This window comes from Bradyrhizobium sp. cir1 (genome assembly GCF_014198245.1).
In the GTDB taxonomy this organism is placed as follows: Bacteria; Pseudomonadota; Alphaproteobacteria; order Rhizobiales; family Xanthobacteraceae; genus Bradyrhizobium.
The window spans coordinates 176,558-201,515 of sequence record NZ_JACIHE010000012.1 but is presented as its reverse complement, the minus strand read 5'-3'; the positions used below and the strand labels follow the sequence as shown (position 1 = coordinate 201,515).

Genomic DNA, 24,958 nt, shown 5'->3' with positions numbered 1-24,958 from the left:
ACGGAAGCCGAAAGAAATGAACGAGCGCCTAAGAATGCTCTGCGCTCAGCGCATGAGCCTAAGCGCGTCCGAGAAAAACTCCGCGCCGCCGAAATTTCCGGACTTCAGCGCGAGCAGCATCTCGTCGCCAGCACCGACCGCACGCAGCACCGGAACGCCCGCGGCAATTTCTACTCCTACGAGAAAGCCGGGAATCCTCAACCGATCGACCACGGCGCCGGATGTCTCGCCACCGGCAACGACCAAACGCCGGACACCTGATTTTACAAGGCTTTCGGCAATGTCGGCCATCGTCTGCTCGATGGCATGCCCGGCCGCATCACGACCGTGACGCGCCTGAAGCGCGGCGACCTGATCGGGTGTCGAGCTCGATGCGATCAGCACCGGACCTTCGGGCAGTCGCGGCCTTGCCCAGTCCAGCGCACGCTGCGCTTCGCCCGCTCCCGTAAGAATACGGTCCGGGTCGAGATGTAACACCGGCATGACACGCTCGGCATTCGCGATCTGCTGAAGCGTCGCCTGCGAGCAGCTTCCGGCAAGACACGCCGCTGGTCCGCCGACCGCAGCGCCGGCTTCGTTGCTCGCCGCAGCCGACTTGACCTTGCCGGTCGCGACCAGCGCCCGCGCCAGCCCGAGGCCGATGCCGGAAGCGCCGACCGACAGCCGGTGCTCGGCGGCGACGAGACCGATGGTCTCGAGGTCGCGGTCGAAGACAGCGTCGATGATCGCAGCGCCGATGCCCTTGCCCGCAAGCTCGGCCAATCGCGCCCGCACGGCGTCCGCGCCGCGCGTGACGGTGGCGAGATCGACGAGGCCGATTTGCGTCTTGCTCTGGCGCGCCAGCACCCGCACCAGATTGGAATCGTGCATCGGGTTGAGCGGATGGTCCTTCAGCGGGCTCTCGTTCAGCGGCACCGCGCCGACGAAGAGGTTGCCCTGGTAGACGGTGCGGCCGGTCTCCGGAAAGGCCGGCGTCACCAGCACGGCGCCCTCGCCGCAGTCGGCGCGCAGCGCATCCATGACAGGGCCGATATTGCCGGCATCGGTGGAATCGAAGGTCGAGCAGATCTTGAACAGCACGTGGCTTGCGCCGCGGCCGCGCAGCCATTTGTCCGCCGCGCGCGAGCGCGATACGGCAAGGCCGGCCTCGATCGATCGGCTCTTCAAGGACACCACGACGGCGTCGACCTCGGGCAGCGCCAGATCGTCGGAGGGCACGCCGATGGTCTGCACGGTGCGCAGGCCCGCGCGCGTCAGCGTGTTGGCGAGATCGGAGGCGCCGGTGTAGTCGTCGGCGATGCAGCCCAAGGCAAGGGTCACGGCTTCACTCCCGCATAGGGCTTGAACCAGGCAAGGCCGTCGGTGGTCTTGCCGCGCGGATTGTATTCGCAGCCGACGAAGCCGGCATAGCCGAGCCGGTCGAGCTCATCGAACAGGAATGGATAGTTCAGCTCCTCGCCGTCCGGCTCGTTGCGCGAGGGAATGCTGGCGATCTGGACGTGGCCGATGATCGGCATCATCTCGCGCAGCCGCATGGTGACGTCGCCGTGGATGATCTGGCAGTGATAGATGTCGAACTGGAGCCTCAGGTTCGGCAGCCGCAGCTCCTGGATCAGGTCGCGCGCAAAGCCGAAATCGTTGAGGAAGTAACCTGGCACGTTGCGGGCATTGATCGGCTCGATCACGATGTCGATGCCATGCGGTGCGAAGAACTCGGCGGCCCACGCCACCGACTTGTAAAAGGCCTCGATCGCGACGCGCTCGCCGCGATTGGCAATGCCGGCCATCAGGTGCAGGCGCTTGACGCCGGTCGCCTTGGCGTAGGGCAGCGCGGTCTCCAGGCTCGCCTTGAGATCATTGAAGCGCGCCGGCAACGCCGCAAAACCCTTCTCGCCCGCATTCCAGTCACCCGGCGGCAGGTTGAACAACGCCTGGGTGAGGCCGTTGCGCTTGAGTCGCTCGCCGACCTCCTCGGCCGGATGCTCGTAGGGAAAGAGGAACTCGACGGCGGTGAAGCCCGCTTGCGCGGCGGCATCGAAGCGGTCGAGGAACGGCACCTCGGTGAACATCATCGAGAGGTTGGCGGCGAAACGGGGCATTGCAGATCCTCTTGCTTACTTGTCGCCCGGCAGCTTCACGCCGGTAACCTGCGCATACATGCGCGCGACCGACGCATCGTCATCGCGGCCCATGCCCGCGGCGGCCGTCATCAGGAACATCTGGAGGGCAGCGGCCGAGACCGGCACCGGGAATCGGGCGCTGCGCGCCATGTCCTGGATGATGCCGAGGTCCTTGACGAAGATCTCGACCGCGCTGCGCGGCGTATAGTCGCCGTCGAGCACGTGCGGCATGCGGTTCTCGAACATCCAGGAATTGCCGGCGGAGGCGGTGATCACCTCATAGACCTTGCGGATGTCGAGCCCCTGCTTGGCCGCGAACGCCATCGCTTCGCTGGCAGCGGCGATGTGCACGCCTGCCAGCAATTGGTTGATCATCTTGAAGGCGGCGCCTTGGCCAGCGGCATCGCCAAGCTCGTAGAGCTTTGCGGCCATGGCATCGAGCGCCGGCCGCGCCTTTGCAAAGGCGGCCGGGCTGCCGGAGGCAAGAATCGTCAGCTCGCCCTGCGCGGCGCGCTGCGCCCCGCCGGAGATCGGCGCATCGAGATAATGCCGGCCGGTCGCCTCCAGCTGTTTTGCGAGGCGCCGCGCCACCTCGGGATCCATGGTGGCGGAGGAGACGAACACGCTATCCTTCGGCATGGTCTCGGCGGCGCCATCCTTGCCGAACAGGATCGCCTCGGTCTGGGCGGCATTGACGACGACGCTGACGACGATGTCGGCGCTCTTGGCCGCCTCCGCCGGCGTCCTGGCGCCGGCGCCGCCGTCCTTCACGAAGCGCGCCACCGCGTCAGCCGAAACGTCACAGCCGGTGACGGCATGGCCGGCGCGCTGCAGCGAGGTCGCCATGCCAAATCCCATCGAGCCAAGCCCGACGACGGCGATACGCTGACTTTGTGAGGTGGAGGCGGACATATGCAACTGATCCTTGCGAACGTTTCCCGAATAGCCGCCCTTTGCGGCAGCTTGGCAACCGAATAACACGGCTTGGCCGCGCTGCCAAAGCGTGAGACAAGCGGGCATGACGGCCATGAGACCTGAAACGAGCAACGAGACAAGGCTGCGTGAGGATATCTGCCGCTTCGGACGATCCCTGTTCGAGCGCGGGCTGACGCCGGGCTCCTCCGGCAATATCAGCGTCAGGCTGGACGGCGGCGGCTGGCTGGTGACGCCGACCAACGCCTCGCTCGGATTCCTCGATCCCGCAAAGCTGTCGCGGCTGGACGAAACCGGCCGGCTGATCTCGGGCGATGCCCCCACCAAGGAAGTTCCGCTGCACACCGCGCTCTACGACACGCGCGGCAGCGCACGCGCGATCGTGCATCTGCACTCCACTCATTCGGTGGCCCTCTCGATGCTACCCGAGATCGACCCCCGCGCCGCGCTGCCACCGATGACGGCCTATTATTTGATGAAGTGCGGCGCCACTGCACTCGTGCCCTATTACCGCCCCGGCGACCCGGCGGTGGCGGATGCGATCAAGGGACTGGCGGGAAAGTATTCATCCGTGCTGCTCGCCAATCACGGCCCAGTCGTCGCCGGCGACACGCTGGAGGCGGCGGTGTTCGCGACGGAGGAACTGGAAGAGACGGCGAAGCTGTACCTGCTGCTGCGCGGGATGAACCCGCGATATCTGTCATCGGAGCAGGTGAAGGATCTGGTGAAGGTGTTCGGGGTGACGCTGCCGGAGCATAGGCACGAGCATTAGCACCCCCACCGCTGTCATTCCCCGCGAAAGCTGGGAATCCAGTACGCCGCAGTTTCTCCGTATCTTTCCGACGTCGCTGGAATACTGGATCGCCCGCCTTCGCGGGCGATGACACCGAGTGTGTTACGCGAGTGCGCCCAACACTTCCCCGCTACAGCCCCAGATACGCCTTCCGAACGTCGGGATTGCCCTTGATCTCCGCCGACGGGCCCTGCATCAGCACGCGGCCGGTCTGCAGGATGTAGGCGCGGTCGGCGATCTCGAGGCACTCGGCCATGCGCTGCTCGACGATCAGAACGGTCATGCCGGCGTCGCGGATGCGCTTCACCGCCTGGAAGATTTCGTCCACCAGCTTCGGCATGATTCCTTGCGAGGGCTCGTCCAGCATCAACAGCCGCGGGCGCGTCATCAGCGCGCGGCCGATCGCGAGCATCTGCTGCTCGCCGCCGGAGAGCGTCTCGGCGCGCTGCTCCAAACGTTCCTGGAGACGCGGGAACAGCGTGAAGACGAGATCGAGCGGACCTTCGCGATTCGCATCGCCGCGGTAGAGATAGCTGCCGAGACGCAGATTGTCGCGCACCGACAGGCGGGGGAACAGGCGGCGGTTCTCCGGCACATAGGCGATACCGGTGGCGGTGATGTGGTGCTGCGCCATGCCGTCGAGGCGCTTGCCGTCGAAGGTCACCGTGCCCGAGCGCGGACGTTCGGCGCCGGCGATGGATTTCAGCAGCGTCGACTTGCCCGCGCCGTTGGCGCCGGCGACGCAGACGATCTCGCCCTTCTCGACCTTGATCGAGACCGCGGAGATCGCAACCAGGCCCTGATAGGCGGTCGTGACTTCATGCACCGACAGCATGACGATCTCCCAGATACGCGCTGATCACCTTCGGGTCGCGGACGACGTCCGCAGGCTTGCCCTCGACCAGCACCTTGCCGAGGTCGAGCACGATGGCGCGGTCGACCAGCGGCATCACGATCTCCATGACGTGCTCGACCATCAGCACGGTGATGCCGGCATCGCGCACCTTACGCACCAGCGCGACGCCGGTCTGCGCCTCGGTCGGCGTGAGGCCGGTGAGGACCTCGTCGAGCAGCAACAGTTTCGGTTCGGTCGCAAGCGCCCGCGCAACTTCGAGGCGGCGCTTCTCGGCCGGCACGAGGTCGCTTGCGAGCACGTCGGCGCGCGCGGCAAGGCCGGTGAACTCGAGCACCTCATGCGCCTTGCGGCGCGCCTCGCGCATCACGGTGTTGCGCACCAGAGCGCCGACGATGACGTTGTCAACGACAGTCATGGTCTCGAAGCTCTTCACCACCTGGAAGGTGCGCCCCACCCCGCGCTGGCAGCGCGCCGCCGCCGGCAGCCTGGTGACGTCCTCGCCGTCGAAGATGATCGAGCCCTGGGTGGGCGGCAACACGCCGGCGATCAGGTTGAACAGCGTCGACTTGCCGGCGCCGTTCGGGCCGATCAGGCCGACGATCTCGCCGCGGCCGACCGAGATCGAGACGTCGCTGTTGGCGACGAGGCCGCCAAAACGCTGCCAGACGCCGCGTGTTTCCAGGAGTGCGGTCATCGCGTGGCTCCCGTCTTCTTCGGGCGTGAAAACAGGCTCATCAGCCCTCGCGGCAAGGCCAGCGAGATCAGGACGATCAGCGTGCCGTAGATTATGAGGTCGACACCGCTCCCCGAGCCGCCGAACTTGAAGCGCGTGATCTCCGTCAGCGGGATCAGAATGGCAGCACCGAGCACCGGCCCCCACAGGGTGCCGATGCCGCCGAGCACGGCGGGCAACGCCATCAGCAGCGAAAACTGGAAGCCCATGACGCTTTCGGGATCGATGTAGGAGACGAACTGGGCGTAGAAGCTGCCGCCGACGGCAACCAGGAAGGCGGAGACCGCGGCCGCGCCCATCTTGGAATTGAACACGTCGACGCCGAGGCTTTCGGCCGCGTCCGGATTGTCCTTCACCGCACGCCACCAGAATCCCCATTTGGAATCTTCCAGCCACCAGGTGACGAACCAGGCGACGCAGGCCAGCAACAGGGCGAAATAGAAGTACGGCAGCTTGCTGCGGGCGAACTGGAATTTCAGCCAGCTGTCGCCGCGGATTGGAATGGTGATGCCCATCGCGGCGCCGGCCCATTCCCAATTATGGAACAGAAGCAACCCGATCTCGGCGATGACGATGGTCGCGATGACGAAGTAATGGCCGCGCAGGCGGAAGAAGGGATAACCGAGCCCCATTGCGATCAGCGCCGACACCACGCCGCCCGCCAGCATGCCGAACCAGGGCAGCACGCCGAACTTGGTGAAGAGCAGCTCGGTGGTGTAGGCCCCGAGACCAAAATAGAGCGCGTGCCCGAGCGAGATCTGCCCGCAATAGCCGGACAGGATGTTCCAGCTCTGTGACAGTCCCGCATACATCAGCGTCAGGATCAGGATGTTCTGGACGACGACGTCCTTCACGAACAATGGCGTTAGCGCCGCAATCACGGCCAGAGCTGCGGCGATGATGAGGTCGCGGCGGCGCCGCGCGGCAAAATTCTTGTCCATCACATCGACCCGAACAGGCCACGCGGCCGGATGAAGACGACGAGCAGGTACACGGCGTAGATGCCGACCGATTTCAGCGACGGCGGCAGCACCAGTGCGGTGACCGCTTCGACGAGACCGACGATGATGCCACCGGCGAAGGCGCCGAACACGCTGCCGAAGCCGCCGAGCGCCACCGTGACATAGGCGATCAGGGCAAACGACGCGCCGACGTCGGGATAGATGTAGAAGAACACCGCCATGATCGCACCGGCGAGACCGACCAGCGCCGCGCCGAGGCCCCAGCCGAACGCGAACACGCGATTCTTGTCGATGCCGACGAGCGCGACCGCGCCGGGATCCTCGCGGGTGGCTTCCAGCGCGCGCCCGAAGTCGGTGCGGTGGATGAAGAGGTAGAGACCGGCGAAGGCCACGATCGAGACCAGCGCACCGACCAGTTGCGGCTCCGGCAGGAAGATGCCGGCAATCGAGATGGTTTTACCGCCGAGCCAGGACTGGGGAATGCTGCGATAGTCCGGCGTGAAGAAATACTGCGCGAGGCCGCGCATGACGATGGCGAGACCGAAGGTGGTGAAGATCTGCACCATGCCGGCATTGGCCTTGGCCCGCATGGCGAAGCGTACCAGGAGCAGATAGATCACCGCGCCGAACACGAAGAGTGCGGCGGCGACCAATGGCGCCGACAGCAAGGGGTCGATGGCGAAGAACGCGAACAGGAAGAAGGACAGGTACATTGCGATCATCAGGAACTCGCCATGAGCGAAGTTCGTGACGTCCATCAGGCCGAAGATCAGCGCGAGGCCGACGGCGATCAGTCCATAGAGCAGCCCCATCAACAGGCCGCTCGCGAGACTTTGGACAACGGTTTCGACTGTCAGCAACTTGTCCCCCAGAAAAAGCCCTCGCCCCGAGGGGCGTGATCGAACGCACGTCGCAAGGCAGAAGCCCGCCTCCGTCGTTTGCGACGCGGGCTTCGTCCGTTTCTCAGAATCGAGGTCGGGGGCTACCGGGCCCCCGCGCCCGTCCTCACTTCATCGGCCAGACCGGTTCGGCCACCGCGGCCTGCTCCGGCGAAACGGTGACGAACTTGCCGCCGATATATTGCAGCAGCACCGGATCGGCGTCGTTGTTCTGGCCCATCTCGTCGAACTTGACGCTCTTCCAGGGCATGATGGTCTGCCCGGCCGGCATCGCGGTTGCCGCGAGCGCATCGCGGATCTTCTCGCCGTCGGTCGACTTGGCGCGGTTGATGGCGTCCGCCATGATGATCAAGGCCATGAATTCGCGCGAAGTGTTGTCGTTGAGGTCCTTGCCGGACTTCTCCTTGAACATCGCGTTGATCTTGCCGACCATCGGCCGCTTGGCGGCGAGATCGAGCGAGAAGCTGCCGCGCGTGATCACGCCCTCGAGCTTGTCTCCGACGGCATCGTAGAGCGCCTTCTCGGAGAAGCCGGCAGCCTGCGCCACGATCGCCTTCGGCTTGTAGCCGAGCTCGGCCATGGTCTTGACCAGCAGGATGCCGTCGGTGGTGTAGCTCGAGGGCATCAGCACGTCGGCGTTCGCCGCCTTGAGCTGCTGCACTTCCGCCGACAACGAGGGCGAGTTGGCGCGGTACTTGATGTCGGCGACGACCTTGTAGCCGCGATCAGCGGCCAGCTTCAGCTGGGCATTGGCGGAGTCGGTGCCGAAGATCGTGTCCTCGTGGAACAGCGCCAGCGTCTCGACCTTGGTGCCTTTCTTTTTCAGCGCATCGAAGAAATCGAACATCGCGGCCGAGAACATCTCGTCGTGCGGCGACGGCCGGAAATAGTACTTGAGGCCGCGGCGATGCAGGCTCGGCGAGGAATTGTCCGCCGAGATGAACGGAATCTGATAGCGCTCGCAGGTCTGGCTGACCGTGACCGCGACCGCGCTCTGATAGGTGCCGAGGATGGCACAAACCTTCTCCTGCGTGATCAGGCGCTCGGCTTCGGCGCGGCCCTTCTGCGGATCGCCCTGATGGTCGGCATAGACGAGGCGGATCTTGGCGCCGCCGAGGCCCGGCAGGCCTTCACCCTTTGCCAGCGGCAGGTCGAAATCGAAGTCCTTGTTGATGATCTCGGCCGCCGTCTCGTAGGCGCGCTGCGCATCGACGCCGATCTGGGCATTGGCGCCGGACATCGGATAGGTCAGGCCGATCACAACTTCGGACGTCTGCGCCCGCGCGGCTAGCGGCATCAACGCGGCGGTGGCGGCAGCTCCGAGCAAAACGTCGCGGCGAGTGATCGTCATTGGTTCAAGTCCCCTGTTATTCGTATTTTGCGCGTATCGAATGAAGCGATTGGAAGATAGCGTAAAGCCCGAAGAAGCAGCAAACGCTGCCCATTAAATCACGGCCATGGTCCGGTTCTTCAGATCCGTCACCAGCATCAGGCCGGGCGAATGCGTGATTGCGAACGGCACCTTCGCGGCGTTGATCACCGATTGCGGCGTCACGCCGCAGGCCCAGAATACCGGAATCTCGTCGTCCGCGACGGGCACCGGATCGCCGTAGTCGGGCTTGGCAATATCCTTGATGCCGATCAGGTGCGGATGGCCGAGATGAACGGGCGCGCCGTGCACGGCGGGATAGCGCGAGGTGATCTGCACCGCGCGGATCGCATCTGCCGGCTTGAACGGGCGCATCGACACCACCATGGGGCCAGCGAACGGACCGGCCTCGCCGCAGGCGATGTTGGTGCGGTACATCGGCACGCGCACGTTCTGCTCGATGTGGCGGATCGGCATGCCCTCGTCGAGCAGCGCCTCTTCGAACGAGAACGAGCAGCCGAGCACGAAGGTCACGAGATCGTCGCGCCAGTAGCTCTTCACGTCGGTCGGCTCGTCGACGACTTCGCCGTCACGCCAGACGCGGTAGCGCGGAACATCGGTGCGGATGTCGAGATCGGCGCCCAAAGCGGGGATGTGCGGGCTGCCGACGTCGGACATGCCGATGATCGGGCACGGTTTCGGATTGAGTTGGCAGAAGCGGTGAAAGGCGCTGGCGTATTCGGCGGGCAGGATCGCGAGATTACCCTGAACGAAGCCGGGAGCGACCCCAGCGGTCGACCCCACTTCGCCGGCGCGATAGGCGAGCCGCGCCTGGCGGCTCGGGAGGGCGTCGGGTGTTTCAGTTTGCTGCGCTGCCACCAAAACAGTCATGGGATTGACCTGCCTATAAACTCGACAAAGACAGCCAACACCAAGCGTGCTATAAAGTCTAATCTTCGTTTCTAATCAATCTCGATAAATCCAATTTATCGACTGGGAAAATCCTTCCAATGCTGGACTTCAGGTCGATCGAGACGTTCCTCTGGGTTGTGAAGCTCGGCAGCTTTCGCGGCGCTGCACAACGGCTCAATACCACCCAGCCGGCGATCTCGCAGCGCATCGCCCAGCTCGAGCGCGAGATGGGCGTGAAGCTCCTGAACCGCGACCATCGCGTCGCTTCGCCGACGCCGAGTGGCCGGCAGATGATGGTCTATGCGGAGAAGCTGATCGGCCTGCGCGCGCAGATGTTGGCGGAGATCGGAGACCGCTCGGCGATGCGCGGCGTGATGCGGCTCGGCGTCGCCGAGACCATCGTGCACACTTGGCTGCCGCGGCTCGTGAAGAGCGTGAACGAGGCCTATCCGAACCTGTCGCTGGAGATCGAGGTCGACATCACGCCGAACCTCACCGCGCGCCTGCTCGCGCAGGAGATCGAGCTCGCCTTCGTGGTGGGGCCGCTGTCGGCCTCCGGCGTGCACAACCGCGTGCTCGCCGACTACCCGATCGGATTCCTCGCGAGCCCCTCGCTCGGGCTCGGCAAGGGCCCGGTCACGCCGGCGGAGCTCGCGCGGTTTCCGATCATCACCTTCCCGCGCAAGACAAAGCCTTACGAGGTCGTGCGCGAGGTGTTCGACCGGCCGGAGTTGCCACCGATCCGGCTGCATGCGTCCGCTTCGCTGGCGACCGTGATCCACATGGCGGTCGAGGGGCTCGGCATCGCCGTGATCCCCGACGCCATCGTCGAGAACGAGCTTGCCGACGGGCGTCTGCAACTGCTCGATACCGACCTCGCCATCGCGCCACTCACCTTCACCGCAAGCTGGCTCGCCTCACCCGATGTCGTCGCCGTGGAGCGCGTCGCCGAGCTTGCACGGCAGATTGCGCAGAGCAGCCTCGCGGTTGACGCGCCCGCGCTGGCGCGTCATTGAAACAGGCGCCGGACAACCTTCACCGTCATTCCGGGATGGTGCGTAAGCACCAGACCCGGAATCTCGAGATTCCGGGTTCGGCTCTTCGAGCCGCCCCGGAATGACAACTGAGAGACTGACCGCATGAGCCGAGCCGCCACCAACCTGCAAATCGATTCCGCCCGCCTCTGGGGCTCCATCCACGAGACCGCGCAGTTCGGCGGGACGGCCAAGGGCGGCGTGCGGCGACTGACGCTGAGCAGCGAAGACAAGCAGGTGCGCGACTGGTTCCGCAAGGCCTGCGAGGACGCCGGCCTCGAGGTTCACGTCGACGCGCTGGGATCGATGTTCGGCCTGCGCAAGGGCCGCGACATGTCGAAGCTGCCCGTCGGCATCGGCTCGCACCTCGACACCCAGCCGACCGGCGGCAAGTACGACGGCATTTTGGGAACGCTCGGCGCGCTGGAAGTGATCCGCACGCTGAACGATGCCGGTATCGAGACCGAGGCGCCGATCTGCGTCGTCAACTGGACCAACGAGGAAGGCTCGCGCTTCGCGCCGGCGATGATGGCCTCCGCCGCTTATGTCGGCGATTTCACCACCGACGACATCCTGTCGCGCAAGGATATCGAGGGCACGACCGTCGGCCAGGCGCTCGACAGCATCGGCTATCGCGGCGACAAGCCGGTCGGCTTCCAGAAGCTCGGCTGCTTCGTCGAATTGCACATCGAGCAGGGCCCGATCCTGGAAGCAGAAGGCAAGACCATCGGCGTGGTCGATTCCGGCCAGGGCGTGCTCTGGTACGACGGCAAGATTTCCGGCTTCGAGAGCCATGCGGGCTCGACCCCGATGCCGCTGCGGCGCGATGCGCTGGCGACACTGTCGGAGATCGTGCTGGCGATGGAGGCGATCGCCAAGAAGCACGGGCCGAAGGCGGTCGGCACCATCGGCGAGGCCGTGATCGCAAACCCCTCGCGCAACGTCATTCCCGGCGAAATCGCCTTCACCATGGACTGCCGCAGCGCGGATGGCGCCATCATGGATGCGCTCGATCGCGACCTGCGCGCCGCCATCGCCGAGATCGCCGCGCGACGCAAGGTCGAGGTCAAGATCGACCTGGTCTGGCGCAAGCCGCCGACGCATTTCGATCCGAAGCTGATCGCGGCGGTCGAGAACGCGGCGAAGACGCTCGGCTATTCCTCCCGCCGCATCACCTCGGGCGCCGGCCACGATGCCTGCAACCTCAACACCGTCATGCCGGCGGCGATGGTGTTCGTGCCCTGCAAGGACGGCATCAGCCACAACGAGCTGGAGGATGCCACGCAGCCCGACTGCACTGCTGGCACCAACGTCCTCATGCACACCGTGCTGGCGATCGCCGGCGTCGCGTCCTGACCGGAGAGAGCCATGCGCGGAGTTTTCGTCGACGCCAACGAAGCCCTCGCCGTGATCATGGAGCGGCTAACGAGGCCCGGCGACCCCAAGGTGCGGATCCACCGGGATCCCGACATCAAGCCCGAGCAATATCCTGAGATCCTTGACGGCGCCGAGATCGCGATCGTCGACCACACCGCGCTGCCGACCGAGGTCGCGAAGAAATGCACCGGCCTGAAGCACGTCGTGTTCCTCGGCACCGGCGCACGGAGCTACATGAACCCGGAGGAGCTCGCCGAGCTCGGCATCTCCGTGCACCTCATCAAGGGCTATGGCGACACCGCCGTGGCGGAATCCGCGATCGCGCTGATGTGGGCCTCGGCGCGCGTCATCGCAATGATGGACCGCGAGATGCGCGCCGGCAACTGGCTGCGCGAGGACGGCATGCAGCTCACCGGCAAGACGCTCGGCCTGATCGGCTTCGGCGGCATCGCCGCGGAAGTCGCGCGCATCGCCACGGGCAGCGGCATGAAGGTGATCGCCTGGAACCGCTCGCCGAAGAGCCATCCGGGCGTGGAGTTTACCGATCTCGACACGGTTCTGGCGAAAAGCGACGTCGTCTCGCTGCACCTGCTGCTCAACGACGAAACGCGCGGCATGATCACCCGCGAGAAGATTTTTGCGATGAAGCGTGGCGTCATCCTCGTCAACACCGCCCGTGCTGCGATCGTCGATGAAGCCGCCATGATCGATGCGCTGAAGTCCGGCCATATCCGCCATGCCGGCCTCGACGTCTTCAACATCGAGCCGCTGCCCGGCGATCATCCGCTGACGAAACTGCCGAACGTGACGCTGTCGGCGCATTCGGCGTTTCGCACACCGGAGGCCAGCGAGAACCTGATTGAAGCGGCGTGGATCCACTGCCGCCGGATCGTGAAGGGATAAGAAGAGCAACAATGGCTGACTATCGCACCATCAAGGCCGAAGCGCTCACCAATGTCGTCCGCGCCATCGTCAAGGCCGGCGGCTCCACCGACCGCGAAGCCGAACTCGTGTCCACCAATCTCGTCGAGGCCAACCTCAAAGGACACGACTCGCACGGCGTCGGCATGATCCCGCGCTATGTCCAGAGCGTCACCAATGGCGGCCTTGCCGTGAACCAGCACGTCAAGATCGTGCTCGACACTGGACCGCTTCTCACTCTCGACGGCCTCACCGGCTACGGCCAGGTGATCGGCCATGAAGCGATGGAGCTGGCGGCCGAGCGAGCCAAGCGCAACGGCGTGTGCCTCGTCGGCCTCTCCAACTCGCACCACATCGGCCGCATCGGCCACTGGGCCGAGCAGTGCATCGACCACGGGCTGGTCTCGATCCACTTCGTCAATGTGATCTCGCGCCCGATCGTGGCACCCTGGGGCGGCAGCGATGCGCGCCACGGCACCAACCCGTTCTGCGTCGGCATTCCGCGCAGGGGCAAGGACCCGATCGTGCTCGACTTCGCCACCAGCAGGATCGCGCAGGGAAAAACCCGCGTCGCCCACAACAAGGGAGTCGAACTCGAGCCCGGCACCATCATCGACAATGAAGGTAAGCCCACGGTCAACCCGCGCTACACCGTGATCCCGCCGTACGGCGCTATCCTGCCGTTCGGCGAGCACAAGGGTTCGGGGCTCGCGCTGGTGTGCGAAATTCTCGGCGGCGCGCTCTCCGGCGGGCAGGTGGTCAAGGGTCCGTCCGACGGCAAGTACAACGTCATCAACGGCATGCTCTCGATCGTCATCGACCCGGGCAAGCTCGGCACCGGCGAAAACCTCGCGCGCGAGGTCGAGAGTTTTGTGGCCTGGCACACCGGCTCGCCTCCCAGCCCCGGCGTCGACAAGGTCAAGATCGCCGGCGACCCCGAGCGCGAAACCAAGAAGACGCGCCTCGCCGAAGGCATTCCGGTCGATCCGACCACCTGGCAGGAGATTCTGGAGGCCGGGAAGAAGTTCGGGCTGGATCAGGCCGCGATCGAGAAGATCGTGGGGTAAATAGAACCGAAGCATCCTATCGGCGTCGTCCCGGACAAGCGCAGTTTAATCGTAGGGTGGGTTAGTCGTGCGGATGCGCGAAGCGCATCTGCGCGGCGTAACCCACCACTGTTCGTATCCGCGGAAACAGAAGAGGTGGGTTACGCCCAGCGGACCACGCTTCGCGCGGCCGCAGGGCTAACCCACCCTACGCAGTGCCCCTGCCTCAATCCACCATATCCGCAACCGCCTTGCCGCAAGCGGCCGTATCCGCGTTGCCGCCGAGGTCCTTGGTGCGAAGCGTGCGTTCGGCCAGCGTGCGCTCGATCGCATCGACGATCGACTTGCCGGCTTCCTTCTCGCCGAGATGCTCGAACATCATCGCGCCGGACCAGATCGCGCCGATCGGGTTCGCAATTCCCTGACCTGCGATGTCAGGCGCTGAGCCGTGCACCGGCTCGAACACCGAGGGGAAATCGCCCTCCGGATTGATGTTGCCTGACGGGGCGATGCCGATCGTGCCGGTGCAGGCGGGGCCGAGATCGGACAGGATGTCACCGAACAGGTTCGAGCCGACCACGACGTCGAACCAGTCCGGATGCAGCACGAAGTTCGCCGTCAAAATGTCGATGTGATACTTGTCCCACTTCACGCCCGGGAACTTCTTGGCCATCGCCTCCACGCGCTCGTCCCAATAGGGCATGGTGATGGAGATGCCGTTCGATTTCGTCGCCGAGGTCAAATGCTTCTTCGGCCGCGACTGGGCGAGTTCGAAGGCGAACTTGAGGATGCGATCGACGCCGGTGCGGGTCATCACCGTCTGCTGGGTGACGAACTCGCGGTCGGTATCCGGGAACATGCGGCCGCCGACCGAGGAATACTCGCCTTCGGTGTTCTCGCGCACCACCCAGAAATCGATGTCGCCGGGCTTGCGGCCCGCCAGCGGCGACGGCACTCCGGGCATCAGCCGCACCGGGCGCAAATTCACGTACTGATCGAACTCGCGGCGGAACTTGATCAGCGAGCCCCACAGCGAAACGTGATCCGGAATCTTCGCCGGCCAGCCGACCGCGCCGAAATAGATCGCGTCGTGCTTGCCGATCTTCTCCTTCCAGTCATCGGGCATCATCTGGCCGTGCTTCTCGTAATAGTCGTAGGACGAGAAGTCGAAATGGTCGAAATGCACGGAGACGCCATGCTTCTTCGCGGCCGCTTCCAGGACGCGCAGGCCTTCCGGCATCACTTCCTTGCCGATGCCGTCGCCGGGAATGACCGCGATCCGGTATTGTTTCTTGCTCATCGAGAACGTCCTTGGTTGGTCCGGCAGCCGCCGTCTTTTTTGACCGCACTGCAATGGACCAAAGTCGGCGGCAGTGCAACGCTGCACTGCAATGTTGACCATGGCGCAGCCGGGCGCCTACTGATTTCATCCAGTTCCCATCCTGCGAGTTACTTCCCATGGATCTGCATCTGCGTGGCAAGCGCGTCCTGATCACCGGCGCGTCCAAGGGCATCGGGGCAGCCGCTGCCGAGGCGTTTGCCGAGGAAGGCGCGCATCTCCTGCTGGCCGCCCGCAGCGGCGAGGCGCTGAAGGCGCTGGCCGACCGCTTGCGCGCCGCGCACCAGATCGACGCCACGACGAGCGTTGTCGACCTGCGCAAGGAAGAGGATGTCGCAAGGCTGGCGAAGGAAGCCGCCGACATCGACGTCCTCGTCAACAACGCCGGCGATATCCCCGGCGGCTCGATCGACAAGATCGACGAGGCGGCCTGGCGGCACGCCTGGGAATTGAAGGTGTTCGGCTATATCAACCTCACGCGGCATATCTACGCCCAGATGAAGGCCAGGGGCGGCGGCGTCATCGTCAACGACATCGGCGCAGCCGGCGAGAAATTCGACGCCAACTACATCTGCGGCAGCGCCGGCAATGCCGCGCTGATGGCTTTCACCCGCGCGCTCGGGGGAAAAAGTCTGGCCGACAACATCCGCGTGGTCGGCATCAATCCCGGCCCCGTCGGCACCGACCGCCACGTCACCCTGCTCAAGACGCGCGCAAAGCACCAGTTCGGCGACGAGAGCCGCTACAAGGAATTCCAGAAGAGCCTGCCGCTCGGCCGCCCCGCGCATGCGCGGGAGATCGGCGATCTCATGGCGTTCCTGGCGTCGGACCGCGCCGGCTATACCTCGGGCGTGATCTACACGGTCGACGGCGGCATCAGCGCGGGCTGGGGTTAACCCTATCCTCGTCGTTGCGAGCGCAGCGAAGCAATCCAGACTGTCTCCGCAGATGCATTTCTGGATTGCTTCGCTACGCTCGCAATGACGAACTAGAATACGCACAGGAGTAAAATAGTTGTCTCAAGACCTGATCCGCGAAACCGCCTGCAACGTCGTCGACAAGCTGCGCTCCGGCGACGTATCGCCGCTCGAGCTGCTGGATGTGCTCGAGAAGCGCATCGGTGAGGTCGACGGCAGGGTGAACGCGTTGCCGATACTATGCTTCGATCGCGCGCGGACCAATGCGAAAGCAATGATGCAGAAGCCGGCCGGTGCGCGCGGACTGCTCGCGGGCCTGCCGGTGCCGATCAAGGACCTGACCGATGTCGCGGGCGTGCTGAACACGCAGGGCTCGCCGATCTTCAAGGACAGCATTCCCGCGAAGTCCGATCTCATGGTCGAGAACCTCGAAGCCAACGGCGCGGTGGTCTACGCCAAATCCAACACGCCGGAGTTCGGCGCCGGCGCCAACACCTTCAACGAGGTGTTCGGCGCGACGCTCAATCCGTGGGATACGACGAAATCGGCTGCAGGCTCGTCCGGCGGCGCGGCGGTGGCGCTTGCGACCGGCATGGCCTGGCTCGCGCAGGGCTCCGACATGGGCGGATCTTTGCGCAGCCCGGCGGCATTCTGCGGCGTCGTCGGCATGCGGCCGAGCATCGGGCGCGTCGCGCATACCCCCAAATCGGGCATCGATCGCAATCTCGGCGTGGTGGGCCCGATGGCGCGCAACGTCGAGGATCTCGCGCTGCTGCTGGATGCCATGAGCGGCGACTATGCGGACGATCCGCTATCGCTGCCGGCCCCCGCAACCTCGTTCCTGTCGGCGGCCCAGGCGGGCAAGAGACCGAAGCGCATCGCCTACTCGCCCGATCTCGGCATCACCCCGGTCGATCCGGAGGTGAAGGCGATCACGCGCAAGGCCGCCGAACGTTTCGCGGAAGCCGGCGCCATCGTCGAGGAGGCGCATCCGGACTGGCGCGAGGCGCATGAATGCTTCCACGTGCTGCGCGCCTTCGATTTCGCGATCACCAAGGCCAATCTGCTGCGCACCAAGCGCGACCTGCTCAAGCCCGAGGTGATCTGGAACATCGAGGAAGGCCTCAAGCTGACGGTCGAGCAGCTCGCGCGCGCCGAGGCGCAGCGCGTCGGCATGACCGCCCGCGCGGTCGAGTTCTTCAAGAGCTACGACCTGCTTCTGGTGCCGACGACGATCGTGCCGCCCTTCCCGATCGAGAACCGCTACGTCGCCGAATGCGACGGCAAGAGGTTCGAGAACTACATCGAATGGCTCGGCATCGTGTACGCCATCACGCTCGCCTGCTGCCCGTCGCTGTCGCTGCCCTGCGGCTTCACGGCCTCCGGCCTGCCGGTCGGCGTGCAGGTCGTCGGCGCCCCGCGCGCCGATGCGCAGGTGATTGCCGGAGCGAAGGTGCTGGAAGACATTCTCGGCCTGCGCGGGACGACGCCTGTTGACCCGAAGGTGAAGAAGTGAGGCGAGCGGCGCGGCAAGCTCCGCGCCTCAGGTAACCCCGACGGTTGCTCGGTTCGCTATTTGGCGATCGGGCAGGAGCCCGGATCATCGCAGCGCGGAGGCGTCGATCGCGTGGTGCCGGTCGCATCGTCGGAGCTGGGGCCCGCCGCTCCGTTCAGAATGACCGAGACACGCCAGCGATATGTTGTTTGCGGCGCCAGGCCGGAATCCCCAAAGCTCGCTCCTGTCACGTCGCCAATCGCCTGGAACGCGCCATCTGGCCCCGCACGCCAAACCCGATAGGTTGTTACGTCGCCCACTGAAGACCAGGCCAGGCCAGCGCTGCTGTCCGACGTATCGATCACCGTGAGCGACTGCGGTGCCGATAGCGATGGCGCGGTCGCGCCGGCGGGCGCCGCGGCCCCGGCCGTGAGCGCATCCAGCATGGCCTTGATCGCCTTGATTTGCGATCCGGACTTCGTCACGTAGCTATCCTGATGGTCGACGTAGCTCCACCAATCCCAACAGGCCTGCGGATTGCTCGGCCAGTATGAGCTGGTCTTGGTCTGCGGATAGAGAATGATCAGGTGGTTCGTGTCCGCCCACGCATTATAGCCGGCCTCATCCACGAATTTGCGTCCGATATCGGCGACGTCCTGCTTGCATCCGTGGAGCGCGACGTGGACACGACACGGACTGCCCTGCTCGCAATCCTGAGGTACGAACACATAGCCGGTATCACCCATGCTCAGCGCGTCGGGCAGATGCGGCGTGGTATAGATCGATTGATCAAAGCTCTTCACCGAGCCTGCAAGCTGCGCGGGACCGGGCGGATTCAGGCGGCCGTAAATATGCTGCAGGATGACGCCGGCCTGGTCATAGCCGCATTGGTCGATATAGGGCTCCGCGTTGGCCTTGCATTCGTTGAGCCCGGGTGCGCCCTGTTTCGTCACGACGAACGAGTGGCCCGCGCCGAGCGTGGCCTGATAGAACAAGTTGCCGCGATTGGCATCCCCCAGATAATGGCGATAGAAATCGGCGGCCGCATCGGTCGCGGCCTTGTCGACGACCGCGTCATTGTAGCCGTGAAAGAGATAGATCTTCTGCCTGCCGACATTGCTGAGAGGGTCGATCTCGCCCGCTGCGGCCTTCGCGTCGGCCTTTGCCGTAAAATCCTTCGGATCCAGACCCGACGCCGGCCCTTTCATGCATGCACCCGTGGCCCGCCAGATCGGCCCCCAGTACCAGATGGCGGCGTCGAGCGCGTCCGCCTTCGCGCACCAGTAGGGGCCGCCTGCGACCACGCCAACGCCCTTGATCACCGACGACCACGCCGTGCCGAACTGAACGGCCATGAACGCGCCCGAGGAAATTCCCGAAATCGAACTCTCACCGATCGGCGCGCGATAGCCCCGTAACCCCTCGGCGGCACGCGACGACACGCCGAGAGTGGTTGTGAAGATCAGGACGCAGATCAGGGCGGCGGTGAATTGCCGCAAAACGGCCACGCGCATGACAGCCTCGCCAAATCGACCGCAGGGGCAACCTCTGGTATTACAGCTCCAGATCGGCAATCGGTGCAAGCGCAAACAAGCGGCACCAAACGAGGAACCCTCACTTCGGCGTTGTCGGCGCCTCCAGGCTTCGGCTGTAGCGCGACATCGCGAAGCAGAACATGAAGTAGATCGCGGCCACGAAGATGTAGACCTCGACCGAAAACTGCTGCCAGGCGGGATCGATGATCGCTGTCTTGGCTGTCGTGAGCAGGTCGAAGATGCCGATGATGAGGACGAGACTAGTGTCCTTGAAAAAGGCGATGAAGGTGTTGACCAGCGGCGGGATGACGTGGCGGATCGCCTGCGGCAGGACGATCAGCCGATGCTTGCGCCAATAGGACAATCCCAGCGCATCCGCCGCTTCATACTGTCCGCGCGGCACTGCCTGGAGACCGCCACGGATGACTTCGGCAAGATAGGCACCCGCGAACAGGATGATCGCGATCTGTGCGCGCAGCAGCTTGTCGATGTTGAAGCCGGCGGGCATGAACAGTGGAAACATCACGCTCGCCATGAACAACAGGCTCACCAGCGGCACGCCGCGGATCAGCTCGACATAGAGCACGCTGAGCGAGCGGATCGCCGGCAGCTTCGAGCGCCGACCGAGCGCCACCAGGATGCCGAGCGGAAAGCCGAAGGCCAGTCCAAATGTCGCCAGGATCAGCGTCACCGGCAGTCCGCCCCAGCGGTCCTGCGAGACAAATGAGAGCCCGAACACGCCGCCCCACATCAGCACGCTGATCAGCGCCAGTGCCCCGATCCAGAGGTACACCAGCTCGCGCCGCCACAGCGCGCGGCGGGTCGAGAGATAGTACAGCGCGATGAACAGCACGACCGACAGCGCCGGCCGCCACTGCTCGTCAAACGGATAGGTGCCGAACAGGATGAAGCGGTACTTTTCGGGGATGATCGCCCAGCAGGCGCCGAGGCCGCGCACCGCACGGCAGGCGCTGGAATCGTTCGTCGGCGTCAGCCAGGCTGCATTCGCCACGCCCCATTGCAGGAAGCTGAAGATGCCCTTGGCAAGGATCGCCAGCAGCACGACCGTGAGGATGCCGTTGGGAATCGACGAGAACAGATTGGTGCGCAGCCAGCGTAGCACCGGATTGCCCATCTGCGGTCGGCGAGCGGCACGGGGGGCTTCGGGGATGTCGGTGATCGCGGTCATGCTCAGCGCTCCACCAGCGCGATGCGCGCGTTGTACCAGTTCATGAAGAAGCTGATGGAAAGGCTGATGGTCAGGAACACCGCCATGATCAGCGCGATCGCCTCGATCGCCTGCCCGGTCTGGTTCAGCGTGGTGTTGGCGACCGAGACCACGTCCTGATAACCGATCGCGACCGCGAGCGAGGAGTTCTTGGTCAGGTTGAGATACTGGCTTGTCATCGGCGGCACGATGACACGGAGCGCCTGCGGCAGGATGATCTGCCGCAGCATGAAGCTGCGGCGCAGGCCAAGCGCATTGGCGGCATCCCACTGCCCGCGCGGCACTGACTGGATGCCGCTGCGCACGATCTCGGCGATGAAGGCCGAAGTGTAGGTCACCAGCGCTATCAGCAGCGCGAAATATTCGGGTGCGAGCGTCAGCCCTCCGACGAAGTTGAAGCCGCGCAGTTGCGGCCATTCGATTGTCCAGGACACGCCAAGCGCCACGGACACTGCCGTCGGCAGCGCCAGGACGAGGCCAACCGCGAAGGGCCAGGCCGGCCGCGGCTTGCCGTCCCGCATCTGCTGCGCGATCAGCCATCGCCTGATGAGATAGAACGCGGCCGCGCCCAGCACCGCCGTGCCGAGCACCCAGAGCTGCGGCGGCCCGACCGGGATCGCCGGCAGGATCAGGCCGCGATTGGAGAGGAACACGCCCTCAACGGGCCGCCATGCCGCGCGCGCCGCCGGCAGCGCCTGCATCAGCACGTACCAGAACAGCAGCTGGAGCAGCAGCGGGATGTCGCGCAGCGTTTCGACATAGACGGCAGCAAGCCGCGATAACAGCCAGTTGGCCGACAGCCTGGAGATGCCGACCAGCGTGCCGAGGATGGTGGCGAGAACTATGCCGATCACCGCGACCCGCAGGGTGTTGGCGATGCCGACGATGAAGGCCCAGAGGTAGGTATCCCTCGGATTGTAGGCGAGCAGGCTGTCGGCAATGGGCATGCCGGCCTCGCGGCCGAGGAAGGCAAAGCCCGTGGTGATGCGGCGGGCCGACAGGTTGGTGACGGTGTTGGACCAGAGGAAGGCGATTACGCCAACCGCGATCCCGACCACCAGGACCTGCCAGAACAGGCCCTTCAATTCGTTGCGCCCAAACGCAAGGAAACGGCGGCGCGGCGGTGGTCTGGGATGATCGGCGGTCACAGCACAAAAATCCTTCTCAAATGCAGCGATTTCCGGCGGCGCACGTCAACTGTTGCACCAAACTCCAATTCATGCAACAAATGTTTCATGGCCGAGCCTGCAAAATCCTCACCCCTGAGTGAACTGCGCATTGCATTGCCATCGCTGCCGATGCGGCTGCAGGAGGTCGGACGCTTCGTCGCGGCCAATGATTACGACGCCACCACCCGTTCGATGCGCGATCTCGCCGCGGAAGCCGGCGCCGATCCCGCCGCATTCACGCGGCTCGCCAAGGCGATCGGCTATTCCGGCTGGGACGAGCTGCGCGCCGCACTGACGGAAGCGCGACGACCGTCGCAGACCTCGCCCTTCTCCGGCCGCGCCAGGAGCCGCCGTCATGGCCCCAATGCCGATGTCGCGCTCGTCATCGACAAGCTCGAGGCCGAGGCCGCCGGCCTTCCGCGCATTCCGGCACAACCCATTGCGGAAGCGGCCCGCGCGCTGCACGATGCGAAGCGGATCTGGATCGCGGGCTATCGCAGCTGCCGCAGCGTCGCGGAACTCTTGAACTACGAGCTGCGGCTGTTCCGCCCCGAGCAGGTGCAACTCGTCGGCGCATCCGGTCCCGACGATCTCGATCTCGGCGCGTTCCGTCATGACGAAGCCGTCATCGTCGTGGGCTTCCTGCCGTACACGCATGCGAGCGTCCGCGTCGCGCAGGCCGCTCATCGCGCCGGAGCTACGCTGATCGCGATCTCGGACAGCCTTTCGGCGCCGATGGCCGAGGGCGCCGACCATGTGCTGCTGTTCGAAGCGGCGTCGTCGCCCGGCTTTTTCCCCAGTCTCACGGGCGCGATCGCAATCGCGCAGTCGCTCGCGGCGGTCACGTTCTCGCTCGGCGGCGTCGCCGCGAAAAAGCGCCTGGAAAATACCGAGGCGCGGCTCACTGCTGCCTCCACCTACGTCTCGGAGAAAGGTTGATCCATGAGCACTCGCACCAGCCGCGTGCTGCATCGCTCGCTACGCGAAACGCCGCCCAAGGCGATCGGCGGCGAAGGCGTCTATCTGTTTGCCGAGGACGGGCGCCGCATCATCGACGCCTCCGGCGGGGCGGCGGTCTCTTGCCTCGGCCATCAGCATCCGCGCGTGATCGCGGCGATGATGAAACAGGCCTCGACGCTGGCCTATGCCCACACCGCCTTCTTCTCCTCCGAGCCCGCCGAAGCGCTGGCCGACAGGCTGGTCGGGCATGAGCCCGGCGGTCTCGCCTACGCCTATTTCGTCAGCGGCGGATCGGAGGCGATCGAAGCCAGCATCAAGCTGGCGCGGCAATATTTCATCGAGCGCGGCGAGCCGCAGCGGCAGCATTTCATCGCGCGGCGGCAGAGCTATCACGGCAATACGCTCGGCGCGCTCGCCGCCGGCGGCAATGCCTGGCGCCGCGCGCCCTATGCACCGCTGCTTTCCGGAGCATTCAGCCACGTCACGCCGGCCTTTGCCTATCACGAGAAGCGCGAGGAGGAATCCGACGCACAGTTCGTGGCACGCCTGGCCGCGGAGCTCGAAGCCGAGTTTCAGCGGCTTGGCCCTGATACCGTGGCGGCGTTCCTCGCCGAGCCCGTCGTCGGCGCCACCGCCGGCGCGGTGACGGCACCGGACGGTTACTTCAAGGCGATGCGCGAGATCTGCGACCGGCACGGCGCGCTGCTGATCCTCGACGAGGTCATGTGCGGCATGGGCCGCACCGGCACGACGCACGCCTGGGAGCAGGAGGGCATTGCGCCCGATATCCAGGCGATCGCAAAAGGTCTCGGCGGGGGCTACCAGCCAATCGGCGCGATGCTTGCGAGCGGGAAGATCATCGACACCATCCGCGCGGGCTCGGGCGCATTCCAGCACGGCCATACCTATCTTGCGCATCCCCTCGCCTGCGCGGCGGCGCTCGCGGTGCAGAACGTCATCCGCGAGGACGGCCTGCTTGGCCAGGTCAAGGAGCGCGGCCGGCAGCTCGAGCAGCGCCTGACCGAGCGTTTCGGCAATCACCGCCATGTCGGCGACATCAGGGGCCGCGGCCTGTTCTGGGCGATCGAGCTGGTCGCCGATCGCGCGACGCGCGCCTCGTTCGATCCCGCGCTCAAGCTGCACCAGAAGATCAAGGCCGAAGCCTTCGCTGGCGGGCTCGGCTGCTATCCCGGTGGCGGCACCGTGGATGGCGTTCGCGGCGACCACGTGCTGCTGGCGCCGCCCTATATCGCTTCCGCCGACGAGATCGACCTGATCGTCGACAAGCTCGGCGCCGCCGTCGACAACGTGTTGCGTAGTGTCAATCACTGAGGGGAGAGTAGTATGAGGAAAGTGGTTATCGCAGCGGGCGTGCTCGCAGCATCGACGGCGATCGCATCGGCAGCGACGCTGGACACGGTGAAGAGTCGCGGCACGCTGGTGTGCGGCGTCAGCGCCGGTTTCGCCGGCTTCTCGGCGCCGGACTCGCAAGGCAACTACAAAGGCCTCGACGTCGACTATTGCCGCGCACTTGCGGCCGGCGTGCTCGGCGATGCCAGCAAGGTGCGTTATGTCTCGCTGACCGCGCAGAACCGCTTCACCGCGCTGCAATCGGGCGAGATCGACGTGCTCTACCGCAACTCGACGCAAACATACTTGCGTGGCGTCACGCTCGGCCTGCGGCAGGGCCCGATCAACTTCTACGACGGCCAGGGCTTTGTGGTGAAGAAGGACCTCGGCGTGAAGGAGCTGAAGGACCTCAAGGGCGCCACCGTTTGCGTCGCACAGGGCACGACGCACGAGGTCACGCTCGGCGATTACGGCCGCGCCAACGGCATCGACTGGAAGCCGCTGGTGTTCGACCGCGTCGACACCATGTACCAGACCTTCTTCGGCGGCCGCTGCGATGCCATGACCCAGGACGCCTCCGCGCTCGCCGGCGCGGTGACCACCGCCGCGCCGAACCCGGCCGACTACGTCGTGCTGCCGCAGACCATCAGCAAGGAGCCGCTCGGCCCCTTCACCCGCAACGGCGACGAGGTCTGGAGCGACATCATCACCTGGCTGCATTACGGCCTGATCGAGGCCGAGGAGCTCGGCGTCACGCAGGCCAATGTCGAGGAGATGGCGAAGTCTCAGACGCCGGCGATCCAGCGCCTGCTGGGCGCCTCCGGCGATCTCGGCTCGCGGCTCGGGCTCGACAACAAATGGCTGGTGACCGTGATCAAGGCCACGGGCAACTACGGCGAGATCTACGAGCGCAACGTCGGCAAGGCGAGCCCGCTCAAGCTCGATCGCGGCCTCAACGGTCTCTGGAGCAAGGGCGGGTTGATGTACGCGGTGCCGTTCAAGTAAGGAGT

At 65.2% G+C, this 24,958-nt stretch carries 23 protein-coding genes; 10 read left to right on the top strand and 13 right to left on the bottom strand.

Annotation, left to right across the window (positions count from 1 at the left end; all coding sequences use genetic code 11):
- Window positions 1-45: 45 nt before the first annotated feature.
- The 3 genes from otnK to ltnD are packed head-to-tail and all read right to left on the bottom strand — an operon-like array spanning window position 46 to window position 3,038.
- The gene (gene otnK / locus GGD63_RS24080; protein ID WP_183245635.1) at window positions 46-1,320 is read right to left on the bottom strand and encodes a 3-oxo-tetronate kinase; all 1,275 of its coding nucleotides are present in this window, start codon (window positions 1,318-1,320) and stop codon (window positions 46-48) included.
- Complete coding sequence (otnI, locus tag GGD63_RS24075) at window positions 1,317-2,099, bottom strand: 2-oxo-tetronate isomerase (protein WP_183245634.1); 783 nt, start codon at window positions 2,097-2,099, stop codon at window positions 1,317-1,319. The genes otnK and otnI overlap by 4 nt, the downstream gene beginning before the upstream one ends.
- Window positions 2,100-2,114: 15 nt before the next feature.
- Window positions 2,115-3,038 carry an L-threonate dehydrogenase gene (gene ltnD, locus GGD63_RS24070; RefSeq protein ID WP_409334090.1) on the bottom strand — a complete coding sequence of 308 codons (924 nt, stop codon included), beginning with the start codon at window positions 3,036-3,038 and terminating at the stop codon, window positions 2,115-2,117.
- A 100-nt stretch (window positions 3,039-3,138) separates the two neighbouring features.
- Here ltnD and GGD63_RS24065 point away from each other — a divergent pair, with 100 nt between their 5' ends.
- Entirely contained in the window at window positions 3,139-3,825 is a 687-nt protein-coding gene (locus GGD63_RS24065; RefSeq protein ID WP_183245632.1) for an aldolase, read from the top strand.
- 151 nt (window positions 3,826-3,976) lie between these two features.
- On the opposite strand, the gene GGD63_RS24060 is transcribed toward GGD63_RS24065, so the two are convergent.
- The 6 genes from GGD63_RS24060 to GGD63_RS24035 all read right to left on the bottom strand — a co-directional run bounded on the left by GGD63_RS24060 (window position 3,977) and on the right by GGD63_RS24035 (window position 9,556).
- Window positions 3,977-4,681 carry an ABC transporter ATP-binding protein gene (locus GGD63_RS24060; protein WP_183245631.1) on the bottom strand — a complete coding sequence of 235 codons (705 nt, stop codon included), beginning with the start codon at window positions 4,679-4,681 and terminating at the stop codon, window positions 3,977-3,979.
- Entirely contained in the window at window positions 4,665-5,396 is a 732-nt protein-coding gene (locus GGD63_RS24055) for an ABC transporter ATP-binding protein (protein WP_183245630.1), read from the bottom strand. The genes GGD63_RS24060 and GGD63_RS24055 overlap by 17 nt, the downstream gene beginning before the upstream one ends.
- On the bottom strand, window positions 5,393-6,376 hold the full coding sequence (locus GGD63_RS24050) for a branched-chain amino acid ABC transporter permease (RefSeq protein WP_183245629.1): 984 nt from the start codon (window positions 6,374-6,376) through the stop codon (window positions 5,393-5,395). The genes GGD63_RS24055 and GGD63_RS24050 overlap by 4 nt, the downstream gene beginning before the upstream one ends.
- A complete protein-coding gene (locus tag GGD63_RS24045) occupies window positions 6,376-7,254 on the bottom strand; it encodes a branched-chain amino acid ABC transporter permease (protein WP_183245663.1) in 879 nt (292 codons plus the stop codon). Before GGD63_RS24045 ends, GGD63_RS24050 begins: the two co-directional genes overlap by 1 nt.
- 148 nt (window positions 7,255-7,402) lie before the next feature.
- Window positions 7,403-8,647, bottom strand: coding sequence for an ABC transporter substrate-binding protein (locus tag GGD63_RS24040; RefSeq protein WP_183245628.1), 1,245 nt, complete (start codon window positions 8,645-8,647; stop codon window positions 7,403-7,405).
- A gap of 93 nt (window positions 8,648-8,740) precedes the next feature.
- Window positions 8,741-9,556, bottom strand: a complete 816-nt coding sequence (locus GGD63_RS24035) for a putative hydro-lyase (RefSeq protein WP_183245627.1) — start codon at window positions 9,554-9,556, stop codon at window positions 8,741-8,743.
- Window positions 9,557-9,675: 119 nt separating this feature from the next.
- Here GGD63_RS24035 and GGD63_RS24030 point away from each other — a divergent pair, with 119 nt between their 5' ends.
- From GGD63_RS24030 to GGD63_RS24015, 4 genes are all read left to right on the top strand, one after another.
- Window positions 9,676-10,593: a LysR family transcriptional regulator gene (locus GGD63_RS24030; protein ID WP_183245626.1), complete on the top strand. Its 918-nt coding sequence runs from the start codon at window positions 9,676-9,678 to the stop codon at window positions 10,591-10,593.
- Between the two features lie 123 nt (window positions 10,594-10,716).
- Window positions 10,717-11,967 carry a Zn-dependent hydrolase gene (locus tag GGD63_RS24025; protein WP_183245625.1) on the top strand — a complete coding sequence of 417 codons (1,251 nt, stop codon included), beginning with the start codon at window positions 10,717-10,719 and terminating at the stop codon, window positions 11,965-11,967.
- 12 nt (window positions 11,968-11,979) lie between these two features.
- Window positions 11,980-12,891, top strand: coding sequence for an NAD(P)-dependent oxidoreductase (locus GGD63_RS24020; RefSeq protein ID WP_183245624.1), 912 nt, complete (start codon window positions 11,980-11,982; stop codon window positions 12,889-12,891).
- Window positions 12,892-12,902: 11 nt separating this feature from the next.
- Entirely contained in the window at window positions 12,903-13,976 is a 1,074-nt protein-coding gene (locus tag GGD63_RS24015) for a malate/lactate/ureidoglycolate dehydrogenase (protein ID WP_183245623.1), read from the top strand.
- A gap of 205 nt (window positions 13,977-14,181) precedes the next feature.
- On the opposite strand, the gene GGD63_RS24010 is transcribed toward GGD63_RS24015, so the two are convergent.
- Window positions 14,182-15,255: a tartrate dehydrogenase gene (locus GGD63_RS24010; protein WP_183245622.1), complete on the bottom strand. Its 1,074-nt coding sequence runs from the start codon at window positions 15,253-15,255 to the stop codon at window positions 14,182-14,184.
- Window positions 15,256-15,413: 158 nt separating this feature from the next.
- Here GGD63_RS24010 and GGD63_RS24005 point away from each other — a divergent pair, with 158 nt between their 5' ends.
- Window positions 15,414-16,190, top strand: coding sequence for an SDR family oxidoreductase (locus GGD63_RS24005; RefSeq protein ID WP_183245621.1), 777 nt, complete (start codon window positions 15,414-15,416; stop codon window positions 16,188-16,190).
- A 118-nt stretch (window positions 16,191-16,308) separates the two neighbouring features.
- Window positions 16,309-17,727, top strand: coding sequence for an amidase (locus GGD63_RS24000; protein ID WP_183245620.1), 1,419 nt, complete (start codon window positions 16,309-16,311; stop codon window positions 17,725-17,727).
- 56 nt (window positions 17,728-17,783) lie between these two features.
- Here GGD63_RS24000 and GGD63_RS23995 read toward each other — a convergent pair whose 3' ends face one another.
- From GGD63_RS23995 to GGD63_RS23985, 3 genes are all read right to left on the bottom strand, one after another.
- Complete coding sequence (locus GGD63_RS23995) at window positions 17,784-19,220, bottom strand: fibronectin type III domain-containing protein (RefSeq protein ID WP_183245619.1); 1,437 nt, start codon at window positions 19,218-19,220, stop codon at window positions 17,784-17,786.
- A 100-nt stretch (window positions 19,221-19,320) separates the two neighbouring features.
- The gene (locus GGD63_RS23990; protein WP_183245618.1) at window positions 19,321-20,430 is read right to left on the bottom strand and encodes an amino acid ABC transporter permease; all 1,110 of its coding nucleotides are present in this window, start codon (window positions 20,428-20,430) and stop codon (window positions 19,321-19,323) included.
- Window positions 20,431-20,432: 2 nt separating this feature from the next.
- Complete coding sequence (locus GGD63_RS23985) at window positions 20,433-21,617, bottom strand: amino acid ABC transporter permease (RefSeq protein WP_183245617.1); 1,185 nt, start codon at window positions 21,615-21,617, stop codon at window positions 20,433-20,435.
- 87 nt (window positions 21,618-21,704) lie between these two features.
- Between GGD63_RS23985 and GGD63_RS23980 the strand changes: the two genes are divergently transcribed.
- From GGD63_RS23980 to GGD63_RS23970, 3 genes are read left to right on the top strand one after another with little or no spacing between them, the layout of a single operon-like run.
- Complete coding sequence (locus GGD63_RS23980) at window positions 21,705-22,577, top strand: MurR/RpiR family transcriptional regulator (RefSeq protein ID WP_183245616.1); 873 nt, start codon at window positions 21,705-21,707, stop codon at window positions 22,575-22,577.
- Between the two features lie 3 nt (window positions 22,578-22,580).
- Complete coding sequence (locus tag GGD63_RS23975; protein ID WP_183245615.1) at window positions 22,581-23,930, top strand: aspartate aminotransferase family protein; 1,350 nt, start codon at window positions 22,581-22,583, stop codon at window positions 23,928-23,930.
- Between the two features lie 12 nt (window positions 23,931-23,942).
- Entirely contained in the window at window positions 23,943-24,953 is a 1,011-nt protein-coding gene (locus tag GGD63_RS23970) for an amino acid ABC transporter substrate-binding protein (protein ID WP_183245614.1), read from the top strand.
- Window positions 24,954-24,958 lie beyond the last annotated feature (5 nt).

Coding starts and splice junctions, on each gene's coding strand:
- otnI (WP_183245634.1), bottom strand. CDS start 2,099: ATGCCCCGTTTCGCCGCCAACCTCTCGATGATGTTCACCGAGGTGCCG.
- GGD63_RS24065 (WP_183245632.1), top strand. CDS start 3,139: ATGACGGCCATGAGACCTGAAACGAGCAACGAGACAAGGCTGCGTGAG.
- GGD63_RS24060 (WP_183245631.1), bottom strand. CDS start 4,681: ATGCTGTCGGTGCATGAAGTCACGACCGCCTATCAGGGCCTGGTTGCG.
- GGD63_RS24055 (WP_183245630.1), bottom strand. CDS start 5,396: ATGACCGCACTCCTGGAAACACGCGGCGTCTGGCAGCGTTTTGGCGGC.
- GGD63_RS24050 (WP_183245629.1), bottom strand. CDS start 6,376: ATGGACAAGAATTTTGCCGCGCGGCGCCGCCGCGACCTCATCATCGCC.
- GGD63_RS24040 (WP_183245628.1), bottom strand. CDS start 8,647: ATGACGATCACTCGCCGCGACGTTTTGCTCGGAGCTGCCGCCACCGCC.
- GGD63_RS24035 (WP_183245627.1), bottom strand. CDS start 9,556: ATGACTGTTTTGGTGGCAGCGCAGCAAACTGAAACACCCGACGCCCTC.
- GGD63_RS24030 (WP_183245626.1), top strand. CDS start 9,676: ATGCTGGACTTCAGGTCGATCGAGACGTTCCTCTGGGTTGTGAAGCTC.
- GGD63_RS24025 (WP_183245625.1), top strand. CDS start 10,717: ATGAGCCGAGCCGCCACCAACCTGCAAATCGATTCCGCCCGCCTCTGG.
- GGD63_RS24020 (WP_183245624.1), top strand. CDS start 11,980: ATGCGCGGAGTTTTCGTCGACGCCAACGAAGCCCTCGCCGTGATCATG.
- GGD63_RS24015 (WP_183245623.1), top strand. CDS start 12,903: ATGGCTGACTATCGCACCATCAAGGCCGAAGCGCTCACCAATGTCGTC.
- GGD63_RS24010 (WP_183245622.1), bottom strand. CDS start 15,255: ATGAGCAAGAAACAATACCGGATCGCGGTCATTCCCGGCGACGGCATC.
- GGD63_RS24005 (WP_183245621.1), top strand. CDS start 15,414: ATGGATCTGCATCTGCGTGGCAAGCGCGTCCTGATCACCGGCGCGTCC.
- GGD63_RS23995 (WP_183245619.1), bottom strand. CDS start 19,220: ATGCGCGTGGCCGTTTTGCGGCAATTCACCGCCGCCCTGATCTGCGTC.
- GGD63_RS23990 (WP_183245618.1), bottom strand. CDS start 20,430: ATGACCGCGATCACCGACATCCCCGAAGCCCCCCGTGCCGCTCGCCGA.
- GGD63_RS23980 (WP_183245616.1), top strand. CDS start 21,705: ATGGCCGAGCCTGCAAAATCCTCACCCCTGAGTGAACTGCGCATTGCA.
- GGD63_RS23975 (WP_183245615.1), top strand. CDS start 22,581: ATGAGCACTCGCACCAGCCGCGTGCTGCATCGCTCGCTACGCGAAACG.
- GGD63_RS23970 (WP_183245614.1), top strand. CDS start 23,943: ATGAGGAAAGTGGTTATCGCAGCGGGCGTGCTCGCAGCATCGACGGCG.